The sequence below is a fragment of the Halogeometricum limi genome (genome assembly GCF_900115785.1).
Lineage (GTDB): Archaea > Halobacteriota > Halobacteria > Halobacteriales > Haloferacaceae > Halogeometricum > Halogeometricum limi.
This window is the reverse complement of sequence record NZ_FOYS01000003.1, coordinates 111141-137246: the sequence shown is the minus strand read 5'-3', so window position 1 is coordinate 137246 and position 26106 is coordinate 111141. Positions and strand designations below refer to the sequence as shown.

The 26106-nt window shown below is 68.7% G+C and carries 24 protein-coding genes; 14 read left to right on the top strand and 10 right to left on the bottom strand.

Going from position 1 to position 26106, the window contains the following annotated elements:
* Positions 1-35: 35 nt before the first annotated feature.
* The 8 genes from BM282_RS09415 to BM282_RS09380 all read left to right on the top strand — a co-directional run bounded on the left by BM282_RS09415 (position 36) and on the right by BM282_RS09380 (position 8619).
* Positions 36-2015: an aconitate hydratase gene (locus tag BM282_RS09415; RefSeq protein WP_089879868.1), complete on the top strand. Its 1980-nt coding sequence runs from the start codon at positions 36-38 to the stop codon at positions 2013-2015.
* A gap of 201 nt (positions 2016-2216) precedes the next feature.
* Positions 2217-2669 (top strand): ribosomal protein S18-alanine N-acetyltransferase, encoded by a 453-nt coding sequence (gene rimI / locus BM282_RS09410; protein WP_245758352.1) that lies wholly within the window; start codon positions 2217-2219, stop codon positions 2667-2669.
* Positions 2657-5914, top strand: coding sequence for a bacterio-opsin activator domain-containing protein (locus tag BM282_RS09405; protein ID WP_245758335.1), 3258 nt, complete (start codon positions 2657-2659; stop codon positions 5912-5914). Before rimI ends, BM282_RS09405 begins: the two co-directional genes overlap by 13 nt.
* Before the next feature lie 124 nt (positions 5915-6038).
* Entirely contained in the window at positions 6039-6413 is a 375-nt protein-coding gene (locus BM282_RS09400) for a HalOD1 output domain-containing protein (RefSeq protein WP_089879862.1), read from the top strand.
* A 63-nt stretch (positions 6414-6476) separates the two neighbouring features.
* The gene (locus tag BM282_RS09395) at positions 6477-6971 is read left to right on the top strand and encodes a DUF5810 domain-containing protein (protein WP_089879859.1); all 495 of its coding nucleotides are present in this window, start codon (positions 6477-6479) and stop codon (positions 6969-6971) included.
* 72 nt (positions 6972-7043) lie between these two features.
* Positions 7044-7535, top strand: a complete 492-nt coding sequence (locus BM282_RS09390; RefSeq protein ID WP_089879856.1) for a DUF5809 family protein — start codon at positions 7044-7046, stop codon at positions 7533-7535.
* Between the two features lie 47 nt (positions 7536-7582).
* Complete coding sequence (locus tag BM282_RS09385) at positions 7583-8146, top strand: NUDIX hydrolase (RefSeq protein WP_089879852.1); 564 nt, start codon at positions 7583-7585, stop codon at positions 8144-8146.
* Positions 8147-8247: 101 nt separating this feature from the next.
* Positions 8248-8619 carry a rhodanese-like domain-containing protein gene (locus BM282_RS09380; RefSeq protein ID WP_089879849.1) on the top strand — a complete coding sequence of 124 codons (372 nt, stop codon included), beginning with the start codon at positions 8248-8250 and terminating at the stop codon, positions 8617-8619.
* A 34-nt stretch (positions 8620-8653) separates the two neighbouring features.
* Here BM282_RS09380 and BM282_RS09375 read toward each other — a convergent pair whose 3' ends face one another.
* From BM282_RS09375 to BM282_RS09355, 5 genes are all read right to left on the bottom strand, one after another.
* Positions 8654-9241: a methyltransferase family protein gene (locus tag BM282_RS09375; protein ID WP_175501467.1), complete on the bottom strand. Its 588-nt coding sequence runs from the start codon at positions 9239-9241 to the stop codon at positions 8654-8656.
* Positions 9242-9343: 102 nt separating this feature from the next.
* Positions 9344-9637 (bottom strand): stress response translation initiation inhibitor YciH, encoded by a 294-nt coding sequence (gene yciH, locus BM282_RS09370; RefSeq protein ID WP_006055292.1) that lies wholly within the window; start codon positions 9635-9637, stop codon positions 9344-9346.
* Positions 9638-9774: 137 nt separating this feature from the next.
* Positions 9775-12003, bottom strand: a complete 2229-nt coding sequence (locus BM282_RS09365) for a transglutaminase TgpA family protein (protein ID WP_089879842.1) — start codon at positions 12001-12003, stop codon at positions 9775-9777.
* Complete coding sequence (locus tag BM282_RS09360) at positions 12000-13013, bottom strand: DUF58 domain-containing protein (protein ID WP_089879839.1); 1014 nt, start codon at positions 13011-13013, stop codon at positions 12000-12002. The genes BM282_RS09365 and BM282_RS09360 overlap by 4 nt, the downstream gene beginning before the upstream one ends.
* Before the next feature lie 4 nt (positions 13014-13017).
* Positions 13018-13992 (bottom strand): AAA family ATPase, encoded by a 975-nt coding sequence (locus tag BM282_RS09355; protein WP_089879836.1) that lies wholly within the window; start codon positions 13990-13992, stop codon positions 13018-13020.
* Between the two features lie 248 nt (positions 13993-14240).
* Between BM282_RS09355 and mutS the strand changes: the two genes are divergently transcribed.
* The gene (mutS, locus tag BM282_RS09350; RefSeq protein ID WP_089879833.1) at positions 14241-17018 is read left to right on the top strand and encodes a DNA mismatch repair protein MutS; all 2778 of its coding nucleotides are present in this window, start codon (positions 14241-14243) and stop codon (positions 17016-17018) included.
* Positions 17002-18717 carry a DNA mismatch repair endonuclease MutL gene (gene mutL, locus BM282_RS09345; RefSeq protein ID WP_089879831.1) on the top strand — a complete coding sequence of 572 codons (1716 nt, stop codon included), beginning with the start codon at positions 17002-17004 and terminating at the stop codon, positions 18715-18717. Before mutS ends, mutL begins: the two co-directional genes overlap by 17 nt.
* Here mutL and BM282_RS09340 read toward each other — a convergent pair whose 3' ends face one another.
* The gene (locus BM282_RS09340; protein ID WP_089881099.1) at positions 18718-19065 is read right to left on the bottom strand and encodes a DUF7573 domain-containing protein; all 348 of its coding nucleotides are present in this window, start codon (positions 19063-19065) and stop codon (positions 18718-18720) included.
* Between the two features lie 171 nt (positions 19066-19236).
* On the opposite strand from BM282_RS09340, the gene BM282_RS09335 reads away from it, so the two are divergent.
* Positions 19237-19479 (top strand): hypothetical protein, encoded by a 243-nt coding sequence (locus BM282_RS09335; protein WP_089881096.1) that lies wholly within the window; start codon positions 19237-19239, stop codon positions 19477-19479.
* Here BM282_RS09335 and BM282_RS09330 read toward each other — a convergent pair.
* From BM282_RS09330 to BM282_RS09320, 3 genes are all read right to left on the bottom strand, one after another.
* On the bottom strand, positions 19427-20449 hold the full coding sequence (locus BM282_RS09330; protein WP_089879828.1) for a 5,10-methylenetetrahydromethanopterin reductase: 1023 nt from the start codon (positions 20447-20449) through the stop codon (positions 19427-19429). The two genes, BM282_RS09335 and BM282_RS09330, sit on opposite strands and share 53 nt — an antisense overlap.
* Positions 20442-21194, bottom strand: coding sequence for a coenzyme F420-0:L-glutamate ligase (locus BM282_RS09325; protein WP_089879826.1), 753 nt, complete (start codon positions 21192-21194; stop codon positions 20442-20444). Before BM282_RS09325 ends, BM282_RS09330 begins: the two co-directional genes overlap by 8 nt.
* Positions 21195-21293: 99 nt before the next feature.
* Positions 21294-21800, bottom strand: a complete 507-nt coding sequence (locus BM282_RS09320) for a metallophosphoesterase family protein (RefSeq protein ID WP_089879824.1) — start codon at positions 21798-21800, stop codon at positions 21294-21296.
* Positions 21801-21858: 58 nt separating this feature from the next.
* On the opposite strand from BM282_RS09320, the gene BM282_RS09315 reads away from it, so the two are divergent.
* The 3 genes from BM282_RS09315 to BM282_RS09305 all read left to right on the top strand — a co-directional run bounded on the left by BM282_RS09315 (position 21859) and on the right by BM282_RS09305 (position 25366).
* On the top strand, positions 21859-23148 hold the full coding sequence (locus BM282_RS09315) for an NUDIX domain-containing protein (protein ID WP_089879822.1): 1290 nt from the start codon (positions 21859-21861) through the stop codon (positions 23146-23148).
* A gap of 170 nt (positions 23149-23318) precedes the next feature.
* Entirely contained in the window at positions 23319-24188 is an 870-nt protein-coding gene (locus tag BM282_RS09310) for a DUF3179 domain-containing (seleno)protein (RefSeq protein ID WP_245758334.1), read from the top strand.
* Positions 24189-24262: 74 nt separating this feature from the next.
* Positions 24263-25366, top strand: a complete 1104-nt coding sequence (locus BM282_RS09305; RefSeq protein ID WP_175501465.1) for a PAS domain-containing response regulator — start codon at positions 24263-24265, stop codon at positions 25364-25366.
* On the opposite strand, the gene engB is transcribed toward BM282_RS09305, so the two are convergent.
* Positions 25363-25983, bottom strand: coding sequence for a GTP-binding protein EngB (engB, locus tag BM282_RS09300; RefSeq protein WP_089879817.1), 621 nt, complete (start codon positions 25981-25983; stop codon positions 25363-25365). The genes BM282_RS09305 and engB overlap by 4 nt on opposite strands.
* Positions 25984-26106 lie beyond the last annotated feature (123 nt).

Sequence of the window (26106 nt, the reverse complement as noted above, 5' to 3'; positions counted from 1 at the left end):
GATTTATAATCGTAGACAGTCGACTTCGGCACGTTATGGGACAGACGCTTACGGAAAAAATTCTCGACGACCATCTCGTCGAAGGGGAACTCGTCCCCGGAGAGGAGATCGGGATCGAGATCGACCAGGTGCTCACACAGGACACGACCGGTACGATGGTGTGGCTGCAGTTCGAGGCCCTGGAACTCGACGAAGTCCAAACGGAACTGGCGGCGCAGTACTGCGACCACCAGACCTACCAGTTCGACTTCAAGAACACCGACGACCACCGCTTCCTCCGCTCTGCCGCAGGCACGTACGGTGCACACTTCTCGCGTCCCGGTAACGGTATCTGTCACAACGTCCACAAGGAGAACTTCGCCGCGCCCGGCAAGACGCTCCTCGGTTCGGACTCGCACACGCCGACGCCGGGTGGCCTCGGCCAACTCGCCATCGGTGCCGGCGGCCTCGACATCTCCGTCGCCATGGGCGGCGGCGCGTACTACGTCGAGATGCCGGAAGTCGTCAACATCCGCCTCGAAGGCGAACTGCCCGAGTGGGCGACGGCGAAGGACGTCATCCTCGAGATGCTCCGCCGTCTCTCCGTGAAGGGCGGCGTCGGCAAGGTGTTCGAGTACACCGGTCCCGGCGCGGAGACGCTCACCGTCCCCGAACGGACGACCATCACCAATATGGGTACCGAACTCGGTGCCACCTCGTCCATCTTCGGCACGGACGAGAAGACGAGAGACTACCTCGCGCGTCAGGGCCGCGAAGACGAGTACGTCGAACTCGCCCCCGACGAGGACGCCGAGTACGCCGACGAGATCACCATCGACCTCTCGGACCTCGAACCCCTCATCGCGAAGCCGTCGATGCCCGACAACGTCGTGCCCGTCCGCGAAGTCGCGGGCGAGTCCGTCGAACAGGTCATCGTCGGTTCCTGTACCAACGGCGGCTACGAGGACATCCTCCCGGCCGCGAAGATGGTCAAAGGCCGAGAGATCAACAAGAAGACGGAGATGATCGTCGCACCCGGTTCGAAGCAGGCCTCCGAGATTCTGGCCCGTCAGGGCTGGACCGCGGAGATGATGGCCGCCGGTGTCAACTTCTCCGAGGCGACGTGCGGTGCCTGTATCGGCATCGGTCACGTCCCCGCCTCCGACTCCGTCTCGCTGCGGACGTTCAACCGCAACTTCGAGGGTCGCTCCGGTATCGAGGACGACAACGTCTACCTCTGCTCGCCGGAAGTCGCCGCCGCGGCGGCCATCAAAGGCGAAATCATCGACCCGCGTGACCTCGCCGACGAACTCGGTGACCTCGAGGCACCCGGTATCGAACTCCCCGACGCGTACGACGGGTCGAAAGCCGACCTCATCACGCCCGAGGAAGCCGTCGACGACGAACTCGTCAAAGGGCCGAACATCGGCAACGCGCCCATCGGCGAACCGCTCGGTGCCGACATCGCCGGCGAAGTGCTCCTGAAGATGGAGGACAACATCACGACGGACCACATCATCCCGGCGACGTCGGACATCCTCAAATACCGCTCGAACATCGAGAAGCTCTCCGAGTTCACGCTCTCGCGCGTCGACGAGACGTTCGCACAGCGAGCGATGGACTCCGGTACCGGCGTCCTCGTCGCCGGCGAGAACTACGGCCAGGGCTCCTCGCGCGAACACGCGGCCATGTGCCCGCAGTACCTCGGCATCGAGGCCGTGCTGGCGCAGTCGTTCGCCCGCATCCACAAGGCGAACCTGTTCAACTTCGGTATCCTGCCCCTCGCAATCGACGAGGAGACGTACGCGAAGTTCGAGCAGGGTGACGACGTCGAAGTCGTCACGGACGTCGCGGAGGCCGTCGAGGCCGGCGAGACCGAGTTCACCGTCCGCGTGAACGACGACTGGGAGGCGACGGCGACGCTCGACGCCTCCGAGCGCGAACGTCGTATCCTCAAGGCCGGCGGCAAACTCCGCCTCACGAAAGAGCAGTACGAGCAGGAAGGCGGAAGCGGCGCGACGCCCGCAGACGACTGAGCAGACACCGCATCCCGTTCTTTTTCGACGCGCGACCCGGCGAGTGACGACGCCGTCACCGCCTGCGAGCGACCACCGAACTTTTGCACGCGCCACGCGTACGAAGAGAGAGTGACCGAGGGGACCCCGAAATCGGAGCACGAAGACCCGTCGTCGGCCGAGTCCGACGGCGAGGCGGCGGCGGGCGACCCGTCCGCGAGCGTGGAGATTCGGCGCGTCGAGCGCGCGGACCTGCTGGACGTGCTTCGAATCGAGAAGCGCTGTTTCACCGAGCCGTGGCCGTACACGGCGTTCGAGTCGTTCCTCGACGAACCGAGCTTCCTCGTCGCCGTCCGCCAGGGGAGCGTCCTCGGCTACGTCGTCGCCGACGTGATGCCGAACCACGGCCGCGACATCGGCCACGTGAAGGACCTCGCCGTCGCGCCGGAGGCGCGCGGGACGGGACTGGGGCGGCGTCTCCTCCGCCGCGGACTGGTCTCGCTCTCCTTTTCGGGGGCCGCCGTCGTCAAACTCGAAGTCCGCGCCAGCAACGAACCCGCGCTCTCGCTCTACCGGGACGTCGGGTTCGAGCCGATGCGCCGACTCCCCTCCTACTACGCCGACGGCGAGGACGCCTTCCTCATGGTCCTCGACGTCGCGGCGTGGCAGGCCTGAGCGACGCCGCGGCGACGACGGGCGAACCGACGCCGAACGGCGACAACGTGATGGCGTCTCACGCCGGAGTTCTTCGAGTGACCGACTCGTACACCGTCTGGGTCGTCGGGACGCTTCCCGAACGGTTCGACGCCGAGCAGTTCGAGCGCGCGTCCCCGGCGGCGACGTTCCGCTGGGAGACGGACCCGCAGACGGCGTCGTTCGACGGTATCGGCTGCGCCCTCGCGACGACGACGGCCGTCTCGACCGGCGCGTTCGACCGCGAAGACGTCTCGGTTCCGGTGGTGGTTCTCGGCGACGAGAAGACGGACGTCGCCGAGACGGCGCTGTCGGTGGGCGCGAGCGACTACCTCACCGTGCAGGGGACGGAGGCGGAGGCGACGTGGTTGGCCCGACGCTGCCAGTCCGCGGCGGAGTCGTATCGAAGCGAGCGGATGCGGACGCGTCTGGACCGACACCAACGGGCGCTGTCCGACCTCGGCGCGTTCTCGGTGTCCGGGCCGACCCGAGAGGAACTGTTCGACGAGACGATTCGGTGTCTGTCGGAGGGACTCGACGCCCAGCGAATCGGCGTCTTCCGCGCACGGCCAGAGCGGGGCGACCTGTCGATGGTCGCCGCCGACGGATGGCCGGACGCCTACGTCGGGGGTGTCGCCCTCGGCCTCGACACGAACGCGGGGCGTGCGCTCGTCGAGCGAACGACGGTGGCGGTGGACGACCTCGGCGCGGCGGCGTCGCCGTTGGGGTTCGACGGAGCCAGAAGCGAACTGAGCGTCGTGGTGAGCGGGTCGAACCACCCGTGGGGCGTCCTCTCGGTGTACGGTTCGGAGCCGTACGCGTTCGACGACGCGGACAGGCGTTTCGTCGAGAACGTCGCGACGCTCGTCGCGGCCGTGGTCGAACGGGAGACGCTTCGCACGACGTTAGAGGAGGTGTTCGGCCGCGTCGACCAGGGGTTGGTCGGACTGGACGACGGCTGGCGCGTCACGTACGCGAATCCGGAGGCCGAACGACTCCTCAGCACCGAGTCCGGCGAACTCCTCGGCACGTCCGTCTGGGACCTGTTCGAGGACGCCGACCCGTTTCGTGACCGACTCGAACACGCCGCGCGAACCGGCGAGAAAGCGTCGTTCGAGGCGTACTACCCGCCGCACGACCGGTGGTACGAGGTGGAGGCCTACCCCTCACAAGCCGGCCTCTCGGTCTACCTCACCGACGTGACCGAGAGCGCAGAGCGCGAGATGGAACTCCTCCGGTACGAACGGATGGTCGAGGCGGCAGACGACGGCGTCTACGCGCTGGACGCCGACCAGCAGTTCGTACAGGTCAACGCGGCGTTCGCGGAGATGTTCGGCCGGACGCAGGCCGACCTCATCGGCGTCCACATCTCCGAACTCATCGACGAGGAGTACGTCACGGAGAGCGACCGTCTCCGGGCGGAGGCCACCGAAACGGGCGAGTCGAGACGGATGGAGTTCCCGGCGGACCTCCCGGGGGGCGAGACGGCGTGGATAGAGGCGCAGTTCTCGGCCATCGTCGACGAGGAGACGAACCGGTTCGTCGGCACCGTCGGCGTCGTTCGCGACGTGAGCGAACGGCGGTACCGCGAACGCTCGCTCACGGCCCTCCACGAGTGGACGCGCGAGATGGCGCAGGCGACGGACACCGACAGCGTCGTCGACCAGACAATCGAGGGCTGTCACGACCTGTTCGACCCCTGCTCGGCCGCCTTCTTCGGCTACGACGCCGTCGAGCGAACGCTCGAATCGCACGAGCGTTCGGACGACGTGGAGTACGCGGCGGGGGCCGAATCCGAGGACGACCTCCGCTGGATTGCCTTCACCGACGAACGGACCGTCCTCTACGAGTCGGGAGACGAGCACGTCTACTTCGCGCCGGTCGGTCAGTACGGCGTCCTCGTCGTCGAACAACCGCCGGGCGAGACCGGTCGGGAGACGGACGTCGAGGTGCTCGGACTGCTCGCGGCGACGATGGGCGAGTTGTTGACCAGCGTCGAGGCGAACGAGGCGCTACAGGAACGCGACCAGCGACTCGAACGACAGAACGACCGACTGACGAAGCTGAACCGAATCAACCGGACGGTCAGAGGCGTGACTCGCTCCGTCGTCCGCGCCGCGACGACGGAGGAGGCGATGGCCCGGGCGTGCGAACGTCTCGTCGAGGCGGAACCGTACCGCTTCGCGTGGCTCTGCGAGTTCGACGGCGGGTCGGCCGACGGCGAAGGGGCGACGCCGACGACGACGGCCGGTGTCGACGACGGCTACGCGGCCCGTCTCTCGGCGGTGGCCCAGACGCCGCCGTTCCCCGCGTTACTCTCCCGCGTCGCGTCCAGCGGTCGGCGCGCAGTCGTCGACGACGTGTTGAACGACCCGGCGTGGCAGCCACACCGACGGGACGCGCTCTCTCGCGGGTTCCGCTCTCTCATCGTCGTCCCCGCGGGCGAGAACAGAGTGCTCGTCGTCCACGGCACGCGTCCGGAGATGTTCGTCGGGGAGGACGGCGACGTCCTCGTCGAGTTAGGAGAGACGCTCGGGGCCGCCATCGACCGACTCGGACGCTCTCGTCCGATGCTCGGCGACCAGCAGACCGAGGTGGAGTTGGTGATTCGAGACGACCACCACTTCCTCGTCCGTCTGGCGGCGGCGACGAACGAGACGGCGACGGTGACGGGAATCGTTCCGACGACGGAGGGCGAGTACCGCGCGTTCGTTCGGACCGTCGCACCGTACGAGGCGGCGGCGGCGGCACTCCCGGCGGGAACGGTCGTTCGCGAACTCACCGACGAGGACGACGACGAGCATCTCTACGAGGTTCGCCCGCCCGACACGTCGCTGTTCGACCGCTTGTACACGGGGCGAGGACGACTGCACGAGATGCGCGCGGACGGCGAAGAGTGTACGCTGTCGTTGACGGTTCCCTCCGACGAGAGCGTGCGCTCCATCGTCGAGGCGTTCGCCGCGGTGTACTCCGACACCCAACTCGTCGCCCGGCGGACGGTCAGCGAACCCACGGAGTCCGCGGTGGGGTTCAGGGCCCGACTCGACGACGCGTGGACCGAACGCCAACGGGAGGCGATATCGTCGGCCTTCCACGGCGGACTGTACGACTGGCCGCGTAAGACGTCGGTGTCGACGCTTGCGGACGCCTTCGACGTGTCGTCGCCGACGTTCCAGTACCACCTCCGGGTCGCAGAACGGAAACTCTTGGAGCGGACGTTGCAGTGAGAGCGAGTGAGACACTATTCGAATAGTGTCCGTGGGAAGTATGACACTACCATAGTAGAGACGAATACTATTACCTCGGACGGTAACAGTCAGGACGTCGGCGTGGGGGCCGGCGACAGAAGCTATGAACGACCTACCAACGAACGGGGAAGAACTGGGAACGAGCGAAGCAGTGGAGATAGTCGTTCAACACGACTGGGACGGACCGGAGTGTCTGGCGGTCACCATCGCTCGCGCCGCCGCCGAGGCGTGGACGGGTGACCCGGACGACGCGATGACGCTCCCGCCAGTCGGTACCGTCGTCGACCCAGATGCGCTAGAGAATCTGTTCGCACCCGCCCGCGCCCGCGGCCGCCCGGCGACGGACGGCGGACAGCCAACCACGCACGACGATGCATCCCCCTCACGGGTCCGATTCACGTACGTCGGCTACAACGTCTCCATCTCGGAGAACGGAGTCGTCGTCGTGGAGGACCCGTCCTCGCTGGACGACCTCTGAAGCGGACCGAGAACGCGCCGTTCGACCGTACGAGCCTTGTACTGCGACAGCTAATCGACGAACATGGGCTACGCTTGTCCCGTCTGCGACGTGCCGCAACAGGACGCAGAGCACCTCGCGAACCACCTCGCGTTCACCGCGATGACCCACGGCGGCGACCACGAGTCGTGGCTGGACGAACACGTGCCCGACTGGTCCACCGGCGGCCCGGCGGAACTCGGTCCGAAGGTGACCGAGCTGGCCGAAGAGACCGAGTACGACGCCGTCTTCGAGGACACCGTCCACGACCACGCGCCCCACGACCACGACTCGCTGTTCGACGAGGAGGCGGGCGGCGAGACGCCCTCGACGGGGGTGGTGGCGCAACGCGAACCCGTCGACGACGAGACGCAGGCCGTCCTCGACGAGGCGCGAGCCATGACGCGAGAGATGCTGGGCGGGTCAGCGGACGGCGCGGACGGCGCGGACGACACGGACGACGTTGATGCAGACGCAGACAGCGCGGACGGCGCAGACGGCGCAGACGGCGCAGACGACGTGGACGACACGGGCGACTGATTCTCACGGAACCGGCGACGCCCGCGGCGGGCGACCGAAAGCGGTTCACGCTCGGGGCGGGCAGGTGACGACATGGAGACCGAAGGGACACTCGCCCCCGAGACAGAGACGGCGGCACGCGAGGCGTTCGAGGCGGCCGGACCGACCGCCCAGCAGGTCGTCCGCGAGACGGCCAAAGTGATGGCGTTCGACCGCGAGGAGTACCGAGAACGCGTCACGAGCGACGTCGTCGAAGCCGCCCGGAACGTGCTGTTCGCCGAACGCCTCCGCGTCCACGTCGGCACGCGCGCGGAGTTCGAGGCGTGGACGGCCGACCACCCGGACTACGAGGTGACCGAGGTGGGAAGCGGGAACGTCGCGAACGTCGTCTGGCACGCCGCGCCGTTCGCCGAACGAGTCGTCGCGGCGACGTACGAGAACGAACGCGAGGCGGCCGTCGGCACCCTCAGACGGCAGGCGTTCAGCCGACTGTACCGGTCGCGGTTCGAGGCGGACGAGAGCGACACGGACGACGACCGACCGGGCGAAAGCGACACCGGAGACGACGGCACCGAGACCGAGTGAGTCGCCGCGGGGCGACAGTATAAACCACGATGCGCCGAACAGGGCGTATGAACGGAGACGGACGTCGACACGAACCGTTGCCCGACCCCGAGTGGCCCGTCCTCGAATCCGCGGTCGAGTACGAGACGGGGTGGTTCACCGGCGGCTACGACCTCGTCGAGCAACCCGACGGCAGTACGAAACGGTACTACTGGGCGGAACTCGCCACCGCCGTCGTCGTCGTCGCGGTGCAGGACGACCAACTCGTGCTGGTCGAACAGTACCGTCCGACGATTCGCGAGACGCAACTGGAACTGCCGGCGGGAATCGTCGAAGAGGGAGAGTCCTACACGCAGGCAGCGGAGCGAGAACTCAGAGAGGAGACGGGGTTCGAGGCGTCGAGCAGTTCCCTGCTACAGGACGTCTGGTGTTCGACGGGCCTCCTGCGGCACCGCCGCGCGTTCGTCTTCGCCGAGGGACTCAGACCGGTCGGCGCCGAGTTAGACGACAACGAGTTCCTCTCGGTTCGGACGGTGCCGGTCGAAGACGCCGTCGACGTGGCGCGCGCGAGTCCGACGAACGACGCCACCGTCGAAGGCGTCCTCCTCGCCCGCGAAGACGGCGTGCTCTGACACGCGACCCGACGCCGACGCGAGTCGGCGCGAGTCGGCGGCCGGTCGCAGGACGCACCGCCACCCGCACGCTTATCTCTCGGCGTCCGCTTTCCCGGGGTATGGACGACGAGATTGACCCCGAGACGGTGCGGTCGTTGCTCGACGGCGACGACGCCCCTCGCGTGGTCGACATTCGGTCCGCCGGTGCGTTCTCGCGCGCGCACATCCCCGGGAGCGAGAACGTCCCGTTCGCGGAGTTGCCGAACCGCGTCGAGTCGCTCTCGGGTGCCGACAGAATCGTCACCGTCTGCCCGCACGGGAAGGCGAGCGTGCAGGCGGCCCGACTCATCAAGTCCTTCGAGGGAACCGCCGACGCGACGGTCGAGAGCATGCGCGGCGGCCTCGAGGCGTGGGACGGGCCGTTGGAGTCGACCGACGCCGAATCCGACTCCGATTCGGACGCGGACGAAGGTCCAGACGCCCCCTTCTGAGTCGCCTCTGCGCTCCGAGGCCGCTCGAATCGCATCAGCGAGAGACGCGTGGGAGGAACCGTCCGGTTCGCTCGCAGTACTCGCTGTACGCCTCTCCGAAGCGGTCGGTCAACTGCCGTTCTTCCTCCTCCGTCCGCCGCACGATGACCGACACGCCGAGAGCGAGGGCGAGGGCGACGGCCCACAGTCCCGAGAGGAGACAGAGACCCAGCCAGAACGCGGTCGCGACGGTGTACAGCGGGTGACGGACGTACCGGTACGGACCGTCGGTGACGAGCGTGGCCTCCGCTCTGACGTTCGCCGTCGGCGACACGTTGCGGCCGAGCGTGGCGAACACCCAGTAGAGGAGGGGCAGACACGCCGTCGCCAGCAGGCCACCGGCCCACCGAACGGAACGCGGGAGGTCGACTCGCGCCCACGCGACGCGGGTCGGCACGACGAGGTAGCCGAGCACCAACCCGGCAACTCCGAGCACGGCCCCGCGGAGGACCCAGAGCGACGCCCCCTGCGCGCGTCGACCGACCGCCTCGCCGGTGTCTGCCCGCCGCCGAAGCGCACCGCTCACGCCCAGCGCAGTCACGAGCAGTCCCGCGGTTCCGAGCCGGTACCATCGTTCGCTCACGCGAACCGATAGTCGGTCGGAGAGAATGAGCGTGTCGCAGCGACGAGGGCGTCGCTCGACGACGAGGGGAGGCACAGAATCAGAAACGGAGAGGTACGGTCGTTAGGCGACGTTGAAGCCCTTGTTGCGGAGGAAGTCCTCCACGCGGCCCGTGTGATTCCCTTGGAGTTCGATAGAGCCGTCCTCCACCGTGCCACCGCAGGCGAACTTCGACTTTAAGTCGGAGGACAGGCTGTCCATATCGACGTCTTTCGGGTCGAACCCTTCGATGACCGTTACCTCTTTTCCGTAGCGGCGCTCGTCGATGCGGATGGTGATCTCCTGGGACTCTTTGGCGACGTCCTCGCAGACGCAGAGTTCCTCAGGGAGACCGCACGTCGAGCAGACTTCCGACATTACAATCTGAACGTACAGGATGGGGATATTAAACAGTATCGGGAGTTCGCCCGGTGCGCACGGGCGACGCGGACTGTCGATTTCGAGCGTCGAACTCGCATCGGGTTCGCGCCGAGGTTCGACGGGTCGCCGCCGTCTCAGTCCCGAACGAAGCGTCCGAGCACGGGCGTCGACGCGCGGACCAGTCGGTTCACGGTCGATATCGCCTCGTCGGCCGTCTCCCGCGAGACGCCGTCACCGTACCGAGCGTGCTCGTAGGCCTCACCGACCCGCTTCGCATCGGCGTCCAGTCCGACGCGAGAGAGCGACCGGAGGTACGCTCGGGGCGTCTCGCCCGTCCGCCGCGGCCGGTACTCGCGTTCGAGGAGGTACTCCAACCGACGGTACGCGCGGACCGTGTCGTCCCGCGGCGTCTGTCGGGCCCCCTGGTATCTGAGCCACAGCGACCGGTACGCGCGCTCTGTCACGCCCGAGCGTCTGGCACCGGCGACGAGACCCACGGCGGCGACGAGACCGACGACGAACGTTCGCTCCGGCGGGAGGTCCGGAATCGGCGACCCGCCGCCCTCGTCCGTGGCCGTCTCACCGAGTCCCGGCACCGAACCGGGCGGCGGCGTCACGTTCGCGCCGTCGCCACCGGGCGCGAGGGCGTCCGACGGCGTCGCCGTGTCGTTCCCGTTCCGCCCGGTGTTCGTCTCGTTCGCCGTCGGCGTCGGCGTCGGCGTCGGCGTGTCCTCGGAACCGTTCACGTCGACCCCCTCTTCGCCGTTCTGTCTGGCTTCGGTGACGCGGGCGTTCTCGGCGGTCTGTCGCGGTCCGGCCGGCGTCGGGTCGAACCGGACCCAGCCGACGTCCTCGAAGTACACTTCGACCCACGCGTGCGAGTCGAGTCCGCGGACGACGTACTCGTCGTCGGCGACTTCCTGTCCGGGCGTGTAGCCCGTGACGAACCGCGCGGGGACGCCCTGCGACCGCAGCATGACGACCATCGTCGTCGCGTAGTAGGTGCAGTAGCCGGCGTCCATCTCGAACAGGAACGTGTCCGCGATGTCGCCGGACGGTTGCGGCACCGACAGCGAGTAGCGCTTCTCGGACTCCAGATACTGCTCGACGGCGACGGCCTTGTCGTAGGGGTTGTCCTCGCCGCCGGCGACTTCGGCGGCCCGGACGCGGACTCGGTCGGACGTGCTGTCCGGCAGTTGGAGGTAGCTCTCGCGTATCTGGTCGGGGTAGTCGGTTCCCGAGCGTCTGAGTTGCTCGGTGGTGTAGAGCGGAACCTCGCTCGTGACGCGGTAGGACTCGCCGGGACGCAACGCGGTCGTCGGCCGGACGTTCCCCTGCGTCGTCACCTCGGCGTCGGCGGCGATGGGACCGTCTATCCGCACCGGCTTCCACGCCGCGGGGAGGATGGAGATGGTCCCCTCGGCGGTCACCTGTTGCTGGACGGTCCGAGACGACCCGGGTGGCCCCTGCAACCGCCCGTCGTACGGCTTCGTGTTTCCGGTCCGAACCCAGCCATCGCCGGTGTACCGGTCGTACGCGGCGGTCTGCCAGTACGACGACTGCGGACTCTGCACGGTGAACCGGACCTTCGGCGAGAGGCGGATGCTCCCGACGACGTTGAGTCGGTCCTGCGCGTCGACGAGGCTCCCTTCCACGGTCGGCGACCCGCGGTCCGGGAGGAGGGGCGCGGCGCCCGCGCCGGGGACGACGGAGAGCGTCGCCGAGAGGACTATCATCGTCGCGAGCACCATCGCCATCACGTCCAACTGGGCGACGCCCGCGCCGTAGCGGTCGAACGTCGACGCCGCGACGGCCGCCGTGCCGCCGACGACGCCGACGAGCGTCGGAATCTGACCGGCGTCGCCCGTCAGGACGAACAGACCGAGTGCGACGCCGCCCGCGACGACGCTCCAGACGTAGCGACGCCTGACGGCGAGATACCACGAGAGGAACACCGGACCGGGTGCGACGGCCATCGCCCAGACGCCCGCCCCGGTGAGTCGGAGGATAGAGAGACCGGTGAGGAGGGCGACGGTGTCCGAGAGGAGGCGACCGGGCGTCAGCAGTTCCAACTGGCTCTGCGGGAGTGCGAGGACGTAGACGGCGAATCCGCCGACGAGGAGGGCGGCGGTGACGCCCAGCGCGGTTCGGAGACTGACGAAGTAGCCGACCAGCGAGGCGAGGACGAACGCGCCGGCGACGGCGAGGAGGAGTCGCGAACTGCCGCCGACCACGTCGGTGACGTGGTAGAGGACGCTCACGTACGACCACGTGAGGACGAGGACGCCCGCGAGGGCGACGGCGCGAGAGGCGCCGTCAGCGTCCGCGGCGGCGGTCAGTCGCCCCGAGCGCTCGGTGCTCACGCGGGCACCTCCGTCGACGGCACCTCGCCGAGAGCGCCGCCCGCGCCCCCCCGGGACGACCCCGGCGCGACCAACCGGTCGAACGTCGTCTCGGTGTCGCCGAACCGGACGCGCGTCGCCGCCTCGCTGGCCGTGACGACGACGTCAGCGCTGTCGTCGGGGACGGGGCCGCTGTCGGCGCGAGCGAGGTGTTCGAGGAGCGCGCCGTCGTCCCCCGCCGTCGCGTTCACCACGCCGGAGGGGGTGGTGAGTTTGACGGGGATGCCGGACGACGAGAAGGTGAGACAGAGCGTCGCCGCGGCCTCTGCCATCTGGTCGCCGGCGCTCCGCGCCCCGCCGGCCGAGACGTGGACGCTGGAGGCGTCCGTCTCCGCGACGAACTCCTTAACGATGAGGTCGTCTCGCTTCGCCGAGGACTTCCAGTGGACGTCTCTGAGCGAGTCGCCGCGGACGTACTCGCGGAGGCCATCGAACTCCTCTCTGCGAGGCGACACCTGCGCGTCGTAGAGCGCCCAGAGGTCGTGGCGCGTCCCCGTCGAGACGCGCCTGACGCGCGGGAAGACGAGGAGGGAGTCGGTTCCCGGCGCGACGAGTTCGCGTTCGACGAGGCCGAGGACGTCGCTGGCGACGACGGTCAGGGGGCCGAGTTCGTGTTCGCCGCGTCGGCGGTACGTGACGTCGTAGGAGACGGGGTCGCCGCCGACGAGGGTGTCCACCTCGGCGTCGCCGTCGACGCCGAACGGGAGCGAGTCGACGAGCGTCGCCGGGTAGGAGCGGTCGACCGAGAGCGAGAGAGTGACCGTGCCGGTCCGGTCGGGGAAGTCGTCGCCCGGGACGGTCCGTTCGACCGTCGGGGCGACCGCGCGACGCACCTGCACGAGTGCGGCGACGAGTGCGACGGCCGCCGGGAGGACGACGGCGTTGAGCGCGCGCGGACCGAAGCTGAGACCGAGAGCGAGGGCGACGACGATTAGCCCGCAGACGACGTAGCCGCGTCGAGTCAGGCGCATCGGGTCACTCGACCGCCACCGCGTCGAGGGCGCGGTCGACGACCGATGTGCCCGTGTCGTCGCTGTCGGTTCGGATGCGGTGCGCCCAGACGCTCTGTACTTCGGTCTGTACGTCGTCGGGGACTACGTAGTCGCGCCCCTCGAAGACGGCGCGGGCCTGCGAGGCCCGGACGAGTGCGAGGGCCCCCCGCGGACTCGCGCCGAGTTGGGCGTGTTCGCGGGTGTAGCCCGCGAGTCGGGAGACGTACGAGCGGACGGGTTCTCTGACGGTCACTTGCGAGACGGTCCGTCGGGCCCGTTGGACGTCTTCGACGGAGGCGACCGGTTCCAGCGAATCGATGGGGTGGTCGCCGGAGATGCGACCGAGGAGTTCCGTCTCCTGCGACTCGGTGGGATAGCCGAGACGGAGCTTCTTCATGAACCGGTCAATCTCGGCCAACGGGAGTTCGTACGTCCGGTTCGGCTCCACGTCGTTTTGCGTGGCGATGACCGTAAAGGGCGACGGGACGCGGTGCGTCTCGCCGTCGACGGTCACCTGTTCTTCCTCCATCACTTCGAGGAGAGCGGCCTGCGTCTTCGGCGGCGCGCGGTTTATCTCGTCGCCGAGGACGACGTTGGCGAACACCGGCCCGGACTGGAACTCGAACTCGCGGGTCTGCTGGTTGAACACGTTCACGCCCGTCACGTCGGAGGGGAGCAGGTCGGGGGTGAACTGCACGCGCTTGAACGACCCGCCGAGGGAGACGGCGACGGAACGCGCGAGCATCGTCTTGCCGACGCCCGGCACGTCCTCTAAGAGGAGGTGACCGCGAGCGAGAACGGCGATGAGAATGTTCTCGATGGCGTCTCGCTGGCCGACGATGACGCGTTCGACGTTCTCGGTGATGCGCGTCGCGAGGTCGGCGGCGTCTTCGACCGGGAGTGGCGCGACTGTTGATGCCTCCGGCTTCGAGTCAGGTACGGCGTCTGCGTCGGTCATGTATCAGGGAGAAGGCGTACGAACCGGCGGCGGAACTCTCGTTCCGGCGCGGAGCGGATGTGAACAGTTCGCACGCACACAGTCCGTAGGTACGGCCCCGGCACACGTAACTTTGCGGGGTAGGGGCACTCCGAACATCCGACCGCCGTCGGGCGGTCGTCGGTTCGTGGCTCCGTCCCGATACGTCGCGCGGCGTCGGCGTCTGTGGTTCCCGTCCGTTTTTGTCCGTCCGCCGCCGTCTACCGAGCATGAACCACGCGGACGGGACGGAAACGGACGAGTGTGCGTCGGACGGAGACGCACTCCGACCCGAGGGGCCGCCCGAACAGATGCTCGCGGCCCGCGAGGAACTCACGCCGATGCTCTCGCAGTATCTCGAACTCTGCGAGGCCCACCCCGACGCACTCGTCGTCTTCCAGGTCGGCGACTTCTACGAGGCGTTCTGCGAGGCGGCCGAGGAGATGGCGCGCGTCTGTGAGGTGACGCTGACGAAGCGCGAGGACTCGACGGGGACGTACCCGATGGCGGGCATCCCCATCGACAACGCCGCGTCGTACCTCGAAGCCCTCCTCGAATCCGGATATCGCGTCGCCGTCGCCGACCAAGTCGAGGACGCCTCGGAGGCGTCGGGGCTGGTGGACAGAGCGGTGACGCAGGTCATCACGCCGGGGACCGTCGTCGACGACGAACTGCTCACGGACGCGACGGCGACGTATCTGGGTGCCGTCGCCGGGTCCGGCGAGGAGGCGGCTCTCGCGACGGTGGACGTCTCCACCGGGGAGTGTCAGGTGACGAGTGGGTCCGACCACCAGATTCGCGAGGAGGTGGACCGACTCGCGCCCGCGGAACTCCTCGTCGCCCCCGACGCGCCGGACTTCGACCCCGAGTACGAGGTGATGGTGACCGACGCCGACGGGAGCGACTTCGCCCTCGACGCGGCCCGGGAGACGCTGTCGAGGTACGTCTCCGCGCCCGACGCCGTCGTCCCGAACGGGGTCGAACTGCGGGCAGTCGGCGGCCTTCTCGCGTACGCGGAGTACACGCAGGGCGACGACGGCCCCCTCTCGTACGTCTCTCGGGTTCGGCGCTACGACCCCGACCGGTCGCTCAGACTCGACGCGACGGCGATTCGGAGCCTCGAACTGTTCGACTCGCGGAGTCCGAGCGGCGGACACACCCTCGTGGACGTCGTGGACGAGACGGCGTGCGCCCTCGGCCGTCGCCGCCTGACGGCGTGGCTTCGCCGCCCGTCCGTCGACGAGGGGGAGATTCGCCGCCGCCACGACGCCGTCGGCGAACTGCTCGACCGACCGCTCGCCCGGGAGACGCTCAGAGACCACCTCTCGACCGTCTACGACCTCGAACGACTCGTCTCGCGGGTTTCTCGCGAACGAGCGAACGCCCGTGACCTCCGAGCGCTGAAAACGACGTTGGACGCCGTCCCCGAGGTGAAGGCGGCGCTCTCGGACGTGGAGACGGAGACGCTCTGCGACCTGCGCGACTCGCTGGACGAACTCGCCGACGTGCGCGAACTCGTCGACGACGCGATTCGACCGGACCCGCCGCAGGAGATTACGGAGGGCGACGTGATTCGCGAGGGGTTCGACGCGGAGTTAGACGACGTGCGCGCCACCGAACGCGAGGGGCGCGAGTGGGTGGCGGAGTTAGAGGAGAGAGAGCGCGACCGGACGGGTATCGACTCGCTGGACGTGGGCTACAATCAGGTCCACGGCTACTACATCGAGGTGACGAACCCGAACCTCGACCGGGTGCCGGACGACTACACGCGGCGACAGACGCTGAAGAACTCAGAGCGGTTCTACACGCCGGAACTGAAGCGCCGCGAGGACGAGATTCTCTCCGCCGCCGAACGGGCGGACGCCCTGGAGTACGAGGTGTTCACCCGCGTCCGCGCGTCCGTCGCCGAGGAAGTCGAGCGGTTGCAGTCGGTCGCCGAGTCGCTGGCGACGCTGGACGTGCTGACGGCGTTCGCCGCCGTCGCCGCCGGACACGACTACGTCCGCCCGGAGATGGGTGCCGACGCGGTGCGAATCGAGGCGGGTCGACACCCCGTCGTCGAACGGACACAGGACGAGTTCGTCCCGAACCCCGCGGACTTCTCGGCGGGTCACGTCGCCGTCGTCACCGGGCCGAACATGAGCGGGAAGTCCACCTACATGCGACAGGTCGCTCTCGTCTGCATCCTCGCGCAGGCGGGGAGTTTCGTCCCGGCGCGCGAGGCGCACCTGCCGATTCTCGACCGTATCTTCACCCGCGTCGGCGCGTCCGACGACATCGCGGGCGGGCAGTCGACGTTCATGCGGGAGATGGCCGAGTTGACCGACATCCTCCACGACGCCACCGAGGATTCGCTCGTGCTCTTAGACGAGGTGGGCCGCGGCACCTCGACGACGGACGGCCTCGCCATCGCTCGCGCGACGACGGAGTTCGTCCACGACGAGGTGGGCGCGACGACGCTCTTTGCGACTCACTACCACGACCTGACCGCACTCGGCGAGTCGCTCCCGAACGCGTTCAACCTCCACTTCACCGTCGAGAAGACGGAACGCGAGGGCGAAGAACCGGAAGTGACGTTCCTCCACCGCGTCGCCGACGGGGCCTCCTCCTCCTCGTACGGCGTCGAAGTGGCGCAGTTGGCGGGCGTGCCGGACGCCGTGGTCGACCGCGCCCGCGAGTTCATTGGGGAGAGCGAGTCGGATTCGGGGACGACTTCGGACGCGGCGACGACACCGACAGACGGCGAAAGCGATACGCACGCCGAGAACCAACTGCGCACGAACGGACGGACCGACGACGGCGCGGAACCGCGAGACGACGACTCGCCGGACGGAACGCTCGCCGCCTACGTCGACGGCATCGAACCCGACGACGGACGCGGCGAGACGACGGCCACCGAGCGGGAGATACTGGACGAGATACGCTCGCTCGACGTGGCCGGCACGACGCCGTTGGAGGCCCTGAACACCCTCGACCGACTGAGACAGAGACTTGACGACGGAGACTGAGAACCGGGTTCGCGCGCTGGACGAGGAGACGGTTGCGAGCATCGCGGCCGGCGAGGTGGTCACCCGTCCCGAGGACGTGGTGGTCGAACTCGTCGAGAACGCCCTCGACGCGGGCGCGACTCGCGTGCGGGTGACCGTCGGCGGCGACGGGACGCGACTGCTCCGTGTCCGCGACGACGGCCGCGGGATGTCCGAGGCGGACGCGGCACTCGCCGTCGAGCGACACACGACGAGCAAACTCGACGACCACGCCGAACTCCAGACCGTCTCGACGCTCGGCTTCCGCGGCGAAGCACTGCCGAGCATCGCCGCCGCCGGAACGCTCGAACTCGTGACGAACGACGGCGGCGCGCGGGGGACGCGCGTCACCGTCGGGCCCGAGAAACGCGTCGAACCCGCCGGGCGCGCGCAGGGGACGACGGTGGAAGTCCGCGACCTGTTCGCGGAGATGCCCGCCCGAAAGCGCTCGCTCGCGTCCACCCGCGCGGAGTTCGCCCGCATCTCGGACGCCGTCTCCAGATACGCGCTCGCCCGTCCCGACGTGGCGTTCTCGCTCGTCCACGAGACGGACGACGCGGGGGCGGCGAACGGACGAGGCGGCCGCGAGGTGTTCTCGACGTCCGGGAGCGGCGACTACGCTGACGCCGTCTTGGGCGTCTACGACCGCGACGTGGCCGGCCGGAGTTCGACGTTCACGGCCGAACAACCGGTCGACGACGACGGCGAGACGGCCACGGTTCGCGTCGAGGGACTGCTGGCGCACCCGTCGGTCACCCGCGCCCGCCGCGACCACGTCTACACCGCGGTGAACGGCCGGGCGTTCCCCTCCGAGACGCTCCGCCGCGCCGTCGTCGCGGGCTACGGCGAACTCCTGCCCGACGGCCGCGCGCCCGTCGCCGTCGTCTGCGTGTCGCTCCCGCCGTCGTGGTGCGACCACAACGTCCACCCGGCCAAGCGCGAGGTTCGACTCCGTGGGCGACGCGAAATCGAACGCGTCGTCCGCGAAGCGGTCCACGACGCCCTCTCGACGGCCGACCTGCGCCGGGCGGCCGAAGTGGCGATGGACCTCGACTCGACGCTCGAACCCGCCGATACGGAGTCGCGGTTCGCCGGCGTCCGCGTCATCGGTCAGTTCCGCGACCTCTACGTGCTCTGTGAGGCCGACGACGAGTTGCTCGTCGTCGACCAACACGCCGCGCACGAACGCGTGAACTACGAACGCCTCCGGGCGGCGACGAACGGGGAGACCGAAGTCCCGGTCGAGTCGGTCGACGTGGACCCGCCGGCGACCGTCTCGCTCTCGCCCGCGCAGGCCGCCACGGCAGACGAGTGGGGCGACGAACTCGACCGTCTCGGGTACGCAGTCGAGTCGTTCGGCGGGGCGGCGGTTCGCGTCCGCGCGGTGCCCGCCCCGATGGGCCGGGCCGCCACCCCGGAGAGCGTCCGCGACGCACTCGACGCACTTCGAGGCGGAAAATCGTCCGACGACGCCGTCGATCGCCTGTTGAAGGACCTGGCGTGTCACCCGTCGCTGAAGGCGGGCGACGAACTGAGCATCGAGGAGGCGACGCGACTCGTCGACCGACTCGGCGAGTGCGAACGGCCCTACGCCTGCCCGCACGGGCGGCCGACGGTGCTGTCTATCGGAGAAGAGGCGTTCGTCCGCGGCTTCGAACGGCGAGCGACGCGGATGGACTGACTACCAGTCTTTGCAGTCTTTGCACACCTGCTCGTCGTCGTCTAACCAGAGTCTGTCGACCGTCTCGCCGCAGCGAGGGCAGTCGACGCCGTCTGGGTCGAAGCGGTAGGTGCCGACGGCGGGAGCGACTGTTTCGGGGTCGACCGGTTCCGTGGCCGTGTCGCGTTCGATGGCCGGCGTCTCCTCGTCGGAGAGCGACTCCTCCTCGTCGGTGACCGGTTCCTCCTCGTCGGTGTCAGCTAGCTCTGTCTCCGCTCCGTCGTCGGAGTCTGGCGTCTCGTCCGTCTCGTCCGCCTCGTCGGAGTCGTCGCCAGCGAGGAACTCGTCCAGCGAGCGGTCTGTCGTCACGTTCCATCGGTTCGTCTCGTCGTGCATAGCCGTACCGACCGCGCGCCGAAAGCGAACGGAGCGTCCGCGGGTCGTCGAAGAGACGACTGCGCGACGGCGTTCGAGTGGTCCGTGGTGGACCGTTTCCGGGACGATATCAACACACAAGTACGGGGGTTCCGAACGGAAATCATGGTCAGCATCATCGACTTCGTCGTGGAGTTACTCGTGAGCGTCCTCGAACTCGTGGTGACGTTCGTCGGAGACGTGTTCCTCGGCGTCGACCCCCTCACCGCCGTCTCGTTCCTGTTCGGTGCCGCGTTCGTCACCGTCTCCAGTCTCGTCTTCGGCTATCTCGTCCTCGGCGCGGCCCTGAACGGCCTCACCGGGATGGGTTCGAGCGCGCCCGACGCATCGCGTCGGCGGCGAGCGTAATCGCCTCGTCGGGGTCCGGTCCGAGCGGAGAACCGACGACGACGCCGTCGGCGTGTTCCAACACGCCGGCCATCCGCTCCGTCACCTCGTCTTCGGTTCCCGCCATGGAGAACGCGTCCACCATCGCGGGCGTCACGAGGCCGAACGCCTCGGAGAACTCGCCCGCGGAGATTTTCTCGCCGATGTCGCTCGCCACCGACCGGTCTACGCCGTGTCTGTCGAGCACCGGCGGGGCCGCACCGGCGGCGATGAACGCCACGGGCGGCCGTGCCGCCTCTCGTGCCTCCTCGCGGTCGTCGCCGATACTGACGCTGGCGTACGCGAGCAGTTCGAAGTCGCCGCGTTCGTCGGGTCTGTCCGCGACGCCCTCCGCGACTCTGTCTCTGGCCCACGACAGGTCGTCGGGGTGAGAGCCGTTGAACAGCAAGCCGTCGGCGTGTTTGCCCGCCATTCGGCACATGTGCGGCCCTTCGCCGCCGACGTAGACGGGAATCTCGCCCGGCACGTCGAAGTTCACGCCCGCGTCCGTCGCCTCGAACGTCCCGTCGTGACTGACGCGTTCGCCGTCCCAGATGCGCTGGGCGACCTTGAACGCCTCCAGGACGGAGCGAAGCCCGCGTTCGTCCGAGAGGCCGAGGTTCGCGAGCGTCGAGGGGTCGCCGGGGCCGATGCCGAAGACGGCGCGTCCCCCCGAGAGTTCGGCGACGGTTGCCGTCTTGGCCGCGAGCGTGACGGGGTGCATCTCGTAGGGGTTGGCGACGCCGGGGCCGAGGCGGAGGTCCTCCGTCTCGCTCGCGAGATGCGAGAGGACGGCGAACGGGTCGCGGTTGTTGTAGTGACAGGAGACGAACGCCGTGTCGTAGCCCGCTTTCTCGGCGGCGACGCCGCGTTCGACCACCTCGGGGACGGGGTGTTCGGGCGTGAGTTCGACGCCGAGCGTCGGGTCGCCGGACCCGTCTCCATCACTCATACTGCCACCCCCGGATAGCCTGCCGAACGAAGTCGCCGGCTAGCTCTCGGTAGTGGTTGTCGCTGCCGGCGTGGTCGCCCCACTCGAAGTCGCGGACGACGACGACGGGCGTCCCGCCGTCGCCCTCGCCGGTGAGGAGGTTCGCCGCGGCGGCGAGTTCGTCGACGACGTTCTCCACCGTGACGCCGAGTTCGCGCCCGTCGCGGTCGGTCTCGCCGCGCCAGTCGCGCGACGCGTGCATCCCGGCCCACCCGATGGCGACGCCGCGTTGGCCGTGGCGGAACGGTCGCCCGCAGGTGTCGGTGACGACGACGCGGTCGGCGGGGAGTTCCGAGCGAATCCGCTCGGCGCTCTCGGACGGTCGCTTCGGGAGGAGAAGCAGGTCGTGGTCGGGGACGTTCGAGCGGTCGATACCGGCGTTGACGCCGACGTGGCCGAACCGGGTCTCGGTCAACAAGAACGGCGATTCCATCAGCAGGTCGACGCTCTCTTCGAGGACGGCCTGCGCGAACCGCGGGTCCTTCTCCTCGCCGGTGGCGGCTTCGAGAGTCTGCGCTATCTCGCGGGCGCGCGGCCCCGCCGGGAAGTCTTCGAGGTCGAACAGGCGGCCCTCGGCCTTCGAGACGACCGTCGAGGCGACGCACACCACGTCGTCCTCGCGGAGGTCCACTCGGTCGCGGACGACGGCCGCGAGGTCGTCTCCCGGCCGTATCTCCGGCACGTCGGGAACGGCGAACAGTTGCATGCTCGTCGCTCGGGTCCGGACGGGTAAAAAGCGGACAGATGCCGACGAGTAACACCGCCTTCTCCCATCGGGACGGAAAGGCACGGCGACCGGTCGGCGTCACTCGCGGTGGAGCGTCACCGTCAGGTCCGCCCCGTCGACGACGATGGTGTACATCGTCGTCTCGGACGCCGGGTCCGCGCCCGTCGCACTCCCCGGATTGAGGAGACGGACGCCCGCAACGTACTCGTCCGCCGGTTCGTGAGTGTGCCCGGAGATGCCGACGGCGTTCTCTCCGCCCTCCTCTTGGACCGTCGCGGCGACGCGTTCGTGATAGCCCTCTCTGGACCCCGAACCGTGGGTGACGACGAACTGCACGTCTTCGACCGACAGCGTCGCCGTCACCGGGAGGTCGAACGTCCGCGGGTCGATGTTGCCGACGACGGCGGTGAGGTTGTCGGCCCCGCCCGCGAGTTCGACGACGCGGTCGTACGCCGCCGCGGAGTCGAAGTCGCCCGCGTGGACGACGTGGTCGGCCGCGCGAATCCGCGTCTCGACCCACTCGGGAATCTCCGCGGCGCGGGAGGGGACGTGCGTGTCGCTGACGACGGCGAGTTCCACGGACATACGAGAGCGTACTCCCGTCGGCGCAAAAACGGTTATCCCCGAGCGAGTAGGGAGCGGTATGGAACACGTCGTCACCTGCTTCGTCAGAAACCGCGGCGAACTGCTCCTCGCGCGCCGGAGCGACGACGCCGGGACCTATCCCGGCCGGTGGGCGGGCGTGTCGGGGTACGTCGAGAGCGACCCCCAGAACCCCGAGTCGGACGCGTGGCGCGAACTCCGCGAGGAGACGGGTCTCGACGGGTCGGCGGTCGAACTCGTCCGCGCGGGCGAGACAGTCGACGTCGAGGGACGAGAGGGCGCGGAACCGCCGTTCGTCGTCCACCCGTTCCTGTTCGAGTCGTCGTCGCGGACGGTGACGGCGAGCGACGAACTCGCGGCCGTCGAGTGGGCGGACCCGACGGTGATACGGGAGCGACGGACCGTCCCGCGACTGTGGGAGACGTGGCGACGGGTCGCGCCGACGGTCGACACCGTGCGCGAGGACCGGACGCACGGGTCGGCGTGGATTTCGGCTCGCGCGCTCGAAGTCCTGAGAGACGCCGCCTGCGAGGCCGACGACTGGGAGACGGTCGCGGCGGTCGGGCGCGAACTCCGCGACGCGCGGCCGGGGATGGCCGCCGTCGCGAACCGGGTGAACCGCGTCTTCTCGACGGCAAGCCGAGACCCGGAGTCCGTCGATACGGCCGCCGTCTTCGCACTCCTCGCGGCGTTCGACGCCGACGACGAGGCGGCGCGAACGGCCGTCCGACGACTTCGGGACGCCAGCGCAGATACCGTCGCGACGCTCTCGCGGTCCGGAACGGTCACGACTGCGCTCTGCGAACTCGACCCGACGCACGTCGTCGTCAGCGAGTCGCGGCCGGAACGGGAGGGAGTCACCGTCGCGGAGACGGTGGCAAGAGAGACGGACGCGAGGGTGACGCTGACGACGGAGGCGGCGCTTCCGGCCGCACTCGCGTCGAGAGACGTCGACGCCGCCCTCGTCGGGGCCGACGCCGTCGACCCGGACGGGAGCGTCGTCAACAAGACGGGGACGAGAGCGCTCGCACTGGCCGCGAGGGAGGCGGGCGTCCCCGTCTACGTCGTCGCCGCCCGCGACAAGATTCGGCCGACGGGCGACGGTGGCGTCGGCGACGAGGAGTCCCCGCGCGAGGCGGTGTACGACGGCCGCGCGGAGATTGCCGTCTACTGTCCGACGTTCGAACGGGTGCCCGCGGCGGACGTAGACGGATTCGCGACGGAGGACGGCCTCCTCGACGCCGAGTCGGTGGCGTCGGTCGCCGCCGAACACGCCGAGAACGCGGCGTGGGACGAAGAGGTCGGTGGAACGTCCGGCGAGCGGCGATGACAACCGTGAAATGTCGCCCCCGTCTACCGTCGAACGGGCGACAGTGACGAGGGTTACCCCCACCGAGCCCCGTGTGACGAGGCAGTTAACGCCCGAGTCGCCCTTCTGACCGTGCGAGAACTCCACACAGCCGCGCGACCGTCTTCTCCCGCCGCCTCCGACCTCACGTCGTGATTCCGCAGCGTATCGGCCGTCGACGGCTTCTCGCCGCCGTCGGCAGCGTCGGCGGCGCACTCGCCGGGTGTACCGCCCCGCGGGCGGACACCGAGACGGCGGAAGACCCGCGGGGTGAGGCGTCTCCGGCGTCGACGGCAACAGGGGCTGGAGGGGGGCCGGGAACTCCCGACGGAGTCGTCGAGAACGGCTTCCCGAGGACGCTGTGCGAACGCCCGCCCGTCGACGACGTGGGGATTCGCGCAATCGTCGCTCCGGCGTTCGCGCGAGACTGGAGCGGGGTCCGCGTCGCCGAGCGGTATCGAATCGGGTCGACGGCGAGGGGAGACGCGGGCGGCGGGCGCGGAGCGACGGACCCCTCGGACGGCGGCCTGTCGGACGATAGCGTCGTCGTCGGCGTCGAACGCGGCGGCGACGCGCGGGCGTATCCGCTCTCGATACTCTGGTGGCACGAGGTCGTCAACGACGAGTTCGGCGGCCCACTCCTCGTGACCTACTGTCCCATCTGTCGCTCCGGGATGGTCGCCGAACGTCTCGTCGCCGGACGCCCGACGACGTTCCGCGTGAGCGGTCACCTCTGGCGTCCGCCGCGAATCTACACCGAAGCGAGCGTCCTCGACGGACGGGCGTTCGGCGCGTCGCTGAACGACGCCGACGCCGCGGTGCGAAACAGCGGCAACCTCGTCCTCGTCGACGACGCGACGGGGAGTTACTGGAGTCAACTCCTCGCGCGGGCGGTGTGCGGTCCGGCGTCGGGCACGCGCCTCGTTTTCCGTCCGTCGACGGTCACGACGTGGGGGTCGTGGCGGCGCGACCATCCCGAGACGGACGTGTGCCTACCGCCACCGCACAGCGAGAGCGTATAAACCGGAAGACACGACCGGGGAATCGACGTGAGACAACTGCGAGAGTTAAGAGGGTCGCCCCCGCGTACCCGTACGTGAACGGCCACGACCCAGACGTCGAAGCGGACGTGGGAGTCCTCTTCGTCGACGACGACCGCGCGTTCGTGGATGCCGCAGCGACGTTCGTCGGACGGCATCTCCCTCGCGCGCGGACGTACACGGCCGAATCCCCGGCCGAGGCACGCGAGTTCATGGAGGCGAACGCCGACGACGTCGACTGCATCGTCAGCGACTACGAGATGACTCACGAGACTGGAATCGACTTCCTCAGGAGCGTCCGTGCCGACTACCCCGACCTGCCGTTCATCCTCTTCACCGGCAAAGGCTCCGAGGAGGTGGCCGGCGACGCGTTCCGTGCGGGCGCGACCGACTACCTGAAAAAGGAGATGGGGACCGACCAGTTCGAGGTGCTGGCGCGGCGAATCGAGCAGTCGATAACGGCGTCGCGGGCGACCCGAGAGGCCGCGCGCAACCGAAAGCTCCTCGACGCCGCCATCGAGGCGATGGAGGACGTGTTCTACGTGTTCGACACCTCGGGACGGTTCCTCCACTGGAACCAGGCGCTGGTCGACCAGACCGGCTACACCGACGAGGAGATCGCCGCGATGCATCCGACGGAGTTCTTCGGCGACGCGGACGCAGAGCGCATCGCAGAGGCCATCGCGACGGTCCTCGACGGCGACGACGTGACCATCGAGGCGACGGTGCAGACGAACGACGGAAACGCCCGCGCGTACGAGTTCACCGGGTCGCTCCTCGTCGACGGGGAGGGCGAACCGTTCGGTATCTGCGGCGTCGGCCGCGACCGGTCGAACCGCGCGCACATCGACGAACTCGAACGAATCTTGGACCGCCTCGGCGTGCCGATGTTCGGAATCAGCGGCGACGGGACGCTCGACTACGTGAGCGGAACGCGCGAGCGTCTCGGTATCGACGAGACTGACGTCGGGGAGTCGGTGTGGAACGTCCTTCCGTGGGACGAACAGTCCGAGTTCGGGACGGCGATACGGAAGGGCATCGAGGCGGGCATCTCGACGCAAGTCCCGGTGACGCTCCCCGACGGGAGTTCCGCGCTGGCGACGTGCAACCCCTCTTCTACGACCGTCTCGGTTCGCGTCTACCTCACCGGACTCGACTAGCTGACGAACTTCAACAGGTCGTCCCGCTTCTGCTCGTGAAAGTGCGTTCCGAGCGCGTCGTACAGCGAGTCGACGTTCCCTCGCTTCGCGCTGATGGGCGCGACGACGTCGGACCACTGTTTCCACGGCGGCATCAGGCCGAGACGGTCACAGAGGTCGTTCAGGCGTTCGTCCCTGTCGTCGACTTTGTCCATCTTGTTGACGGCGACGACGACCGGAATCCCGAGTTCGCGCAGGAAGTGGAACATCTCCACGTCGTGCGGTATCTCGTCGGGGCCGGAGTGCCGGTCGATGATGTCGACGACGCTCTTGCCGTCGACGACGAGGACGCCCGCGAGGATGTCGTCGGCGTTCTCCTCTATGTACCGGACGATGTCGGTCTTTATCTCCTCGCGGCGGTCCTCGCCGACGCCGGACATGAACCCGAACCCCGGCAGGTCGGTGAACATGAACTTCTCGGAGGACCAATCGAAGTGGTTCGGCTTCCGCGTCACGCCGGGTTTCTTGCCCGTCGTGAACTTCGAGTGGCCAGTCAACTCGCGCATGAGCGTCGACTTGCCGACGTTGGAACGCCCGACGAGGACGACTTCCTGACAGTTCGGGCGGTCTTCGAACATGTGCGAACGCACGCTATCGCATCGGTTAACGCTGACGTTGCGGTGTCGCGCCACGGTCGCATCGTCGTCCCTCCCGTCCGAGGAACTGTCGCCTCGGAACTACATTCTCGTCCTACGATACAT

Coding starts and splice junctions, on each gene's coding strand:
- BM282_RS09325 (WP_089879826.1), bottom strand. CDS start 21,194: ATGCAACTGTTCGCCGTTCCCGACGTGCCGGAGATACGGCCGGGAGAC.
- engB (WP_089879817.1), bottom strand. CDS start 25,983: ATGTTCGAAGACCGCCCGAACTGTCAGGAAGTCGTCCTCGTCGGGCGT.
- BM282_RS09385 (WP_089879852.1), top strand. CDS start 7,583: ATGAACGGAGACGGACGTCGACACGAACCGTTGCCCGACCCCGAGTGG.
- mutS (WP_089879833.1), top strand. CDS start 14,241: ATGAACCACGCGGACGGGACGGAAACGGACGAGTGTGCGTCGGACGGA.
- BM282_RS09355 (WP_089879836.1), bottom strand. CDS start 13,992: ATGACCGACGCAGACGCCGTACCTGACTCGAAGCCGGAGGCATCAACA.
- BM282_RS09315 (WP_089879822.1), top strand. CDS start 21,859: ATGGAACACGTCGTCACCTGCTTCGTCAGAAACCGCGGCGAACTGCTC.
- BM282_RS09360 (WP_089879839.1), bottom strand. CDS start 13,013: ATGCGCCTGACTCGACGCGGCTACGTCGTCTGCGGGCTAATCGTCGTC.
- BM282_RS09390 (WP_089879856.1), top strand. CDS start 7,044: ATGGAGACCGAAGGGACACTCGCCCCCGAGACAGAGACGGCGGCACGC.
- BM282_RS09415 (WP_089879868.1), top strand. CDS start 36: ATGGGACAGACGCTTACGGAAAAAATTCTCGACGACCATCTCGTCGAA.
- BM282_RS09380 (WP_089879849.1), top strand. CDS start 8,248: ATGGACGACGAGATTGACCCCGAGACGGTGCGGTCGTTGCTCGACGGC.
- BM282_RS09335 (WP_089881096.1), top strand. CDS start 19,237: ATGGTCAGCATCATCGACTTCGTCGTGGAGTTACTCGTGAGCGTCCTC.
- yciH (WP_006055292.1), bottom strand. CDS start 9,637: ATGTCGGAAGTCTGCTCGACGTGCGGTCTCCCTGAGGAACTCTGCGTC.
- BM282_RS09320 (WP_089879824.1), bottom strand. CDS start 21,800: ATGTCCGTGGAACTCGCCGTCGTCAGCGACACGCACGTCCCCTCCCGC.
- BM282_RS09330 (WP_089879828.1), bottom strand. CDS start 20,449: ATGAGTGATGGAGACGGGTCCGGCGACCCGACGCTCGGCGTCGAACTC.
- BM282_RS09395 (WP_089879859.1), top strand. CDS start 6,477: ATGGGCTACGCTTGTCCCGTCTGCGACGTGCCGCAACAGGACGCAGAG.
- BM282_RS09400 (WP_089879862.1), top strand. CDS start 6,039: ATGAACGACCTACCAACGAACGGGGAAGAACTGGGAACGAGCGAAGCA.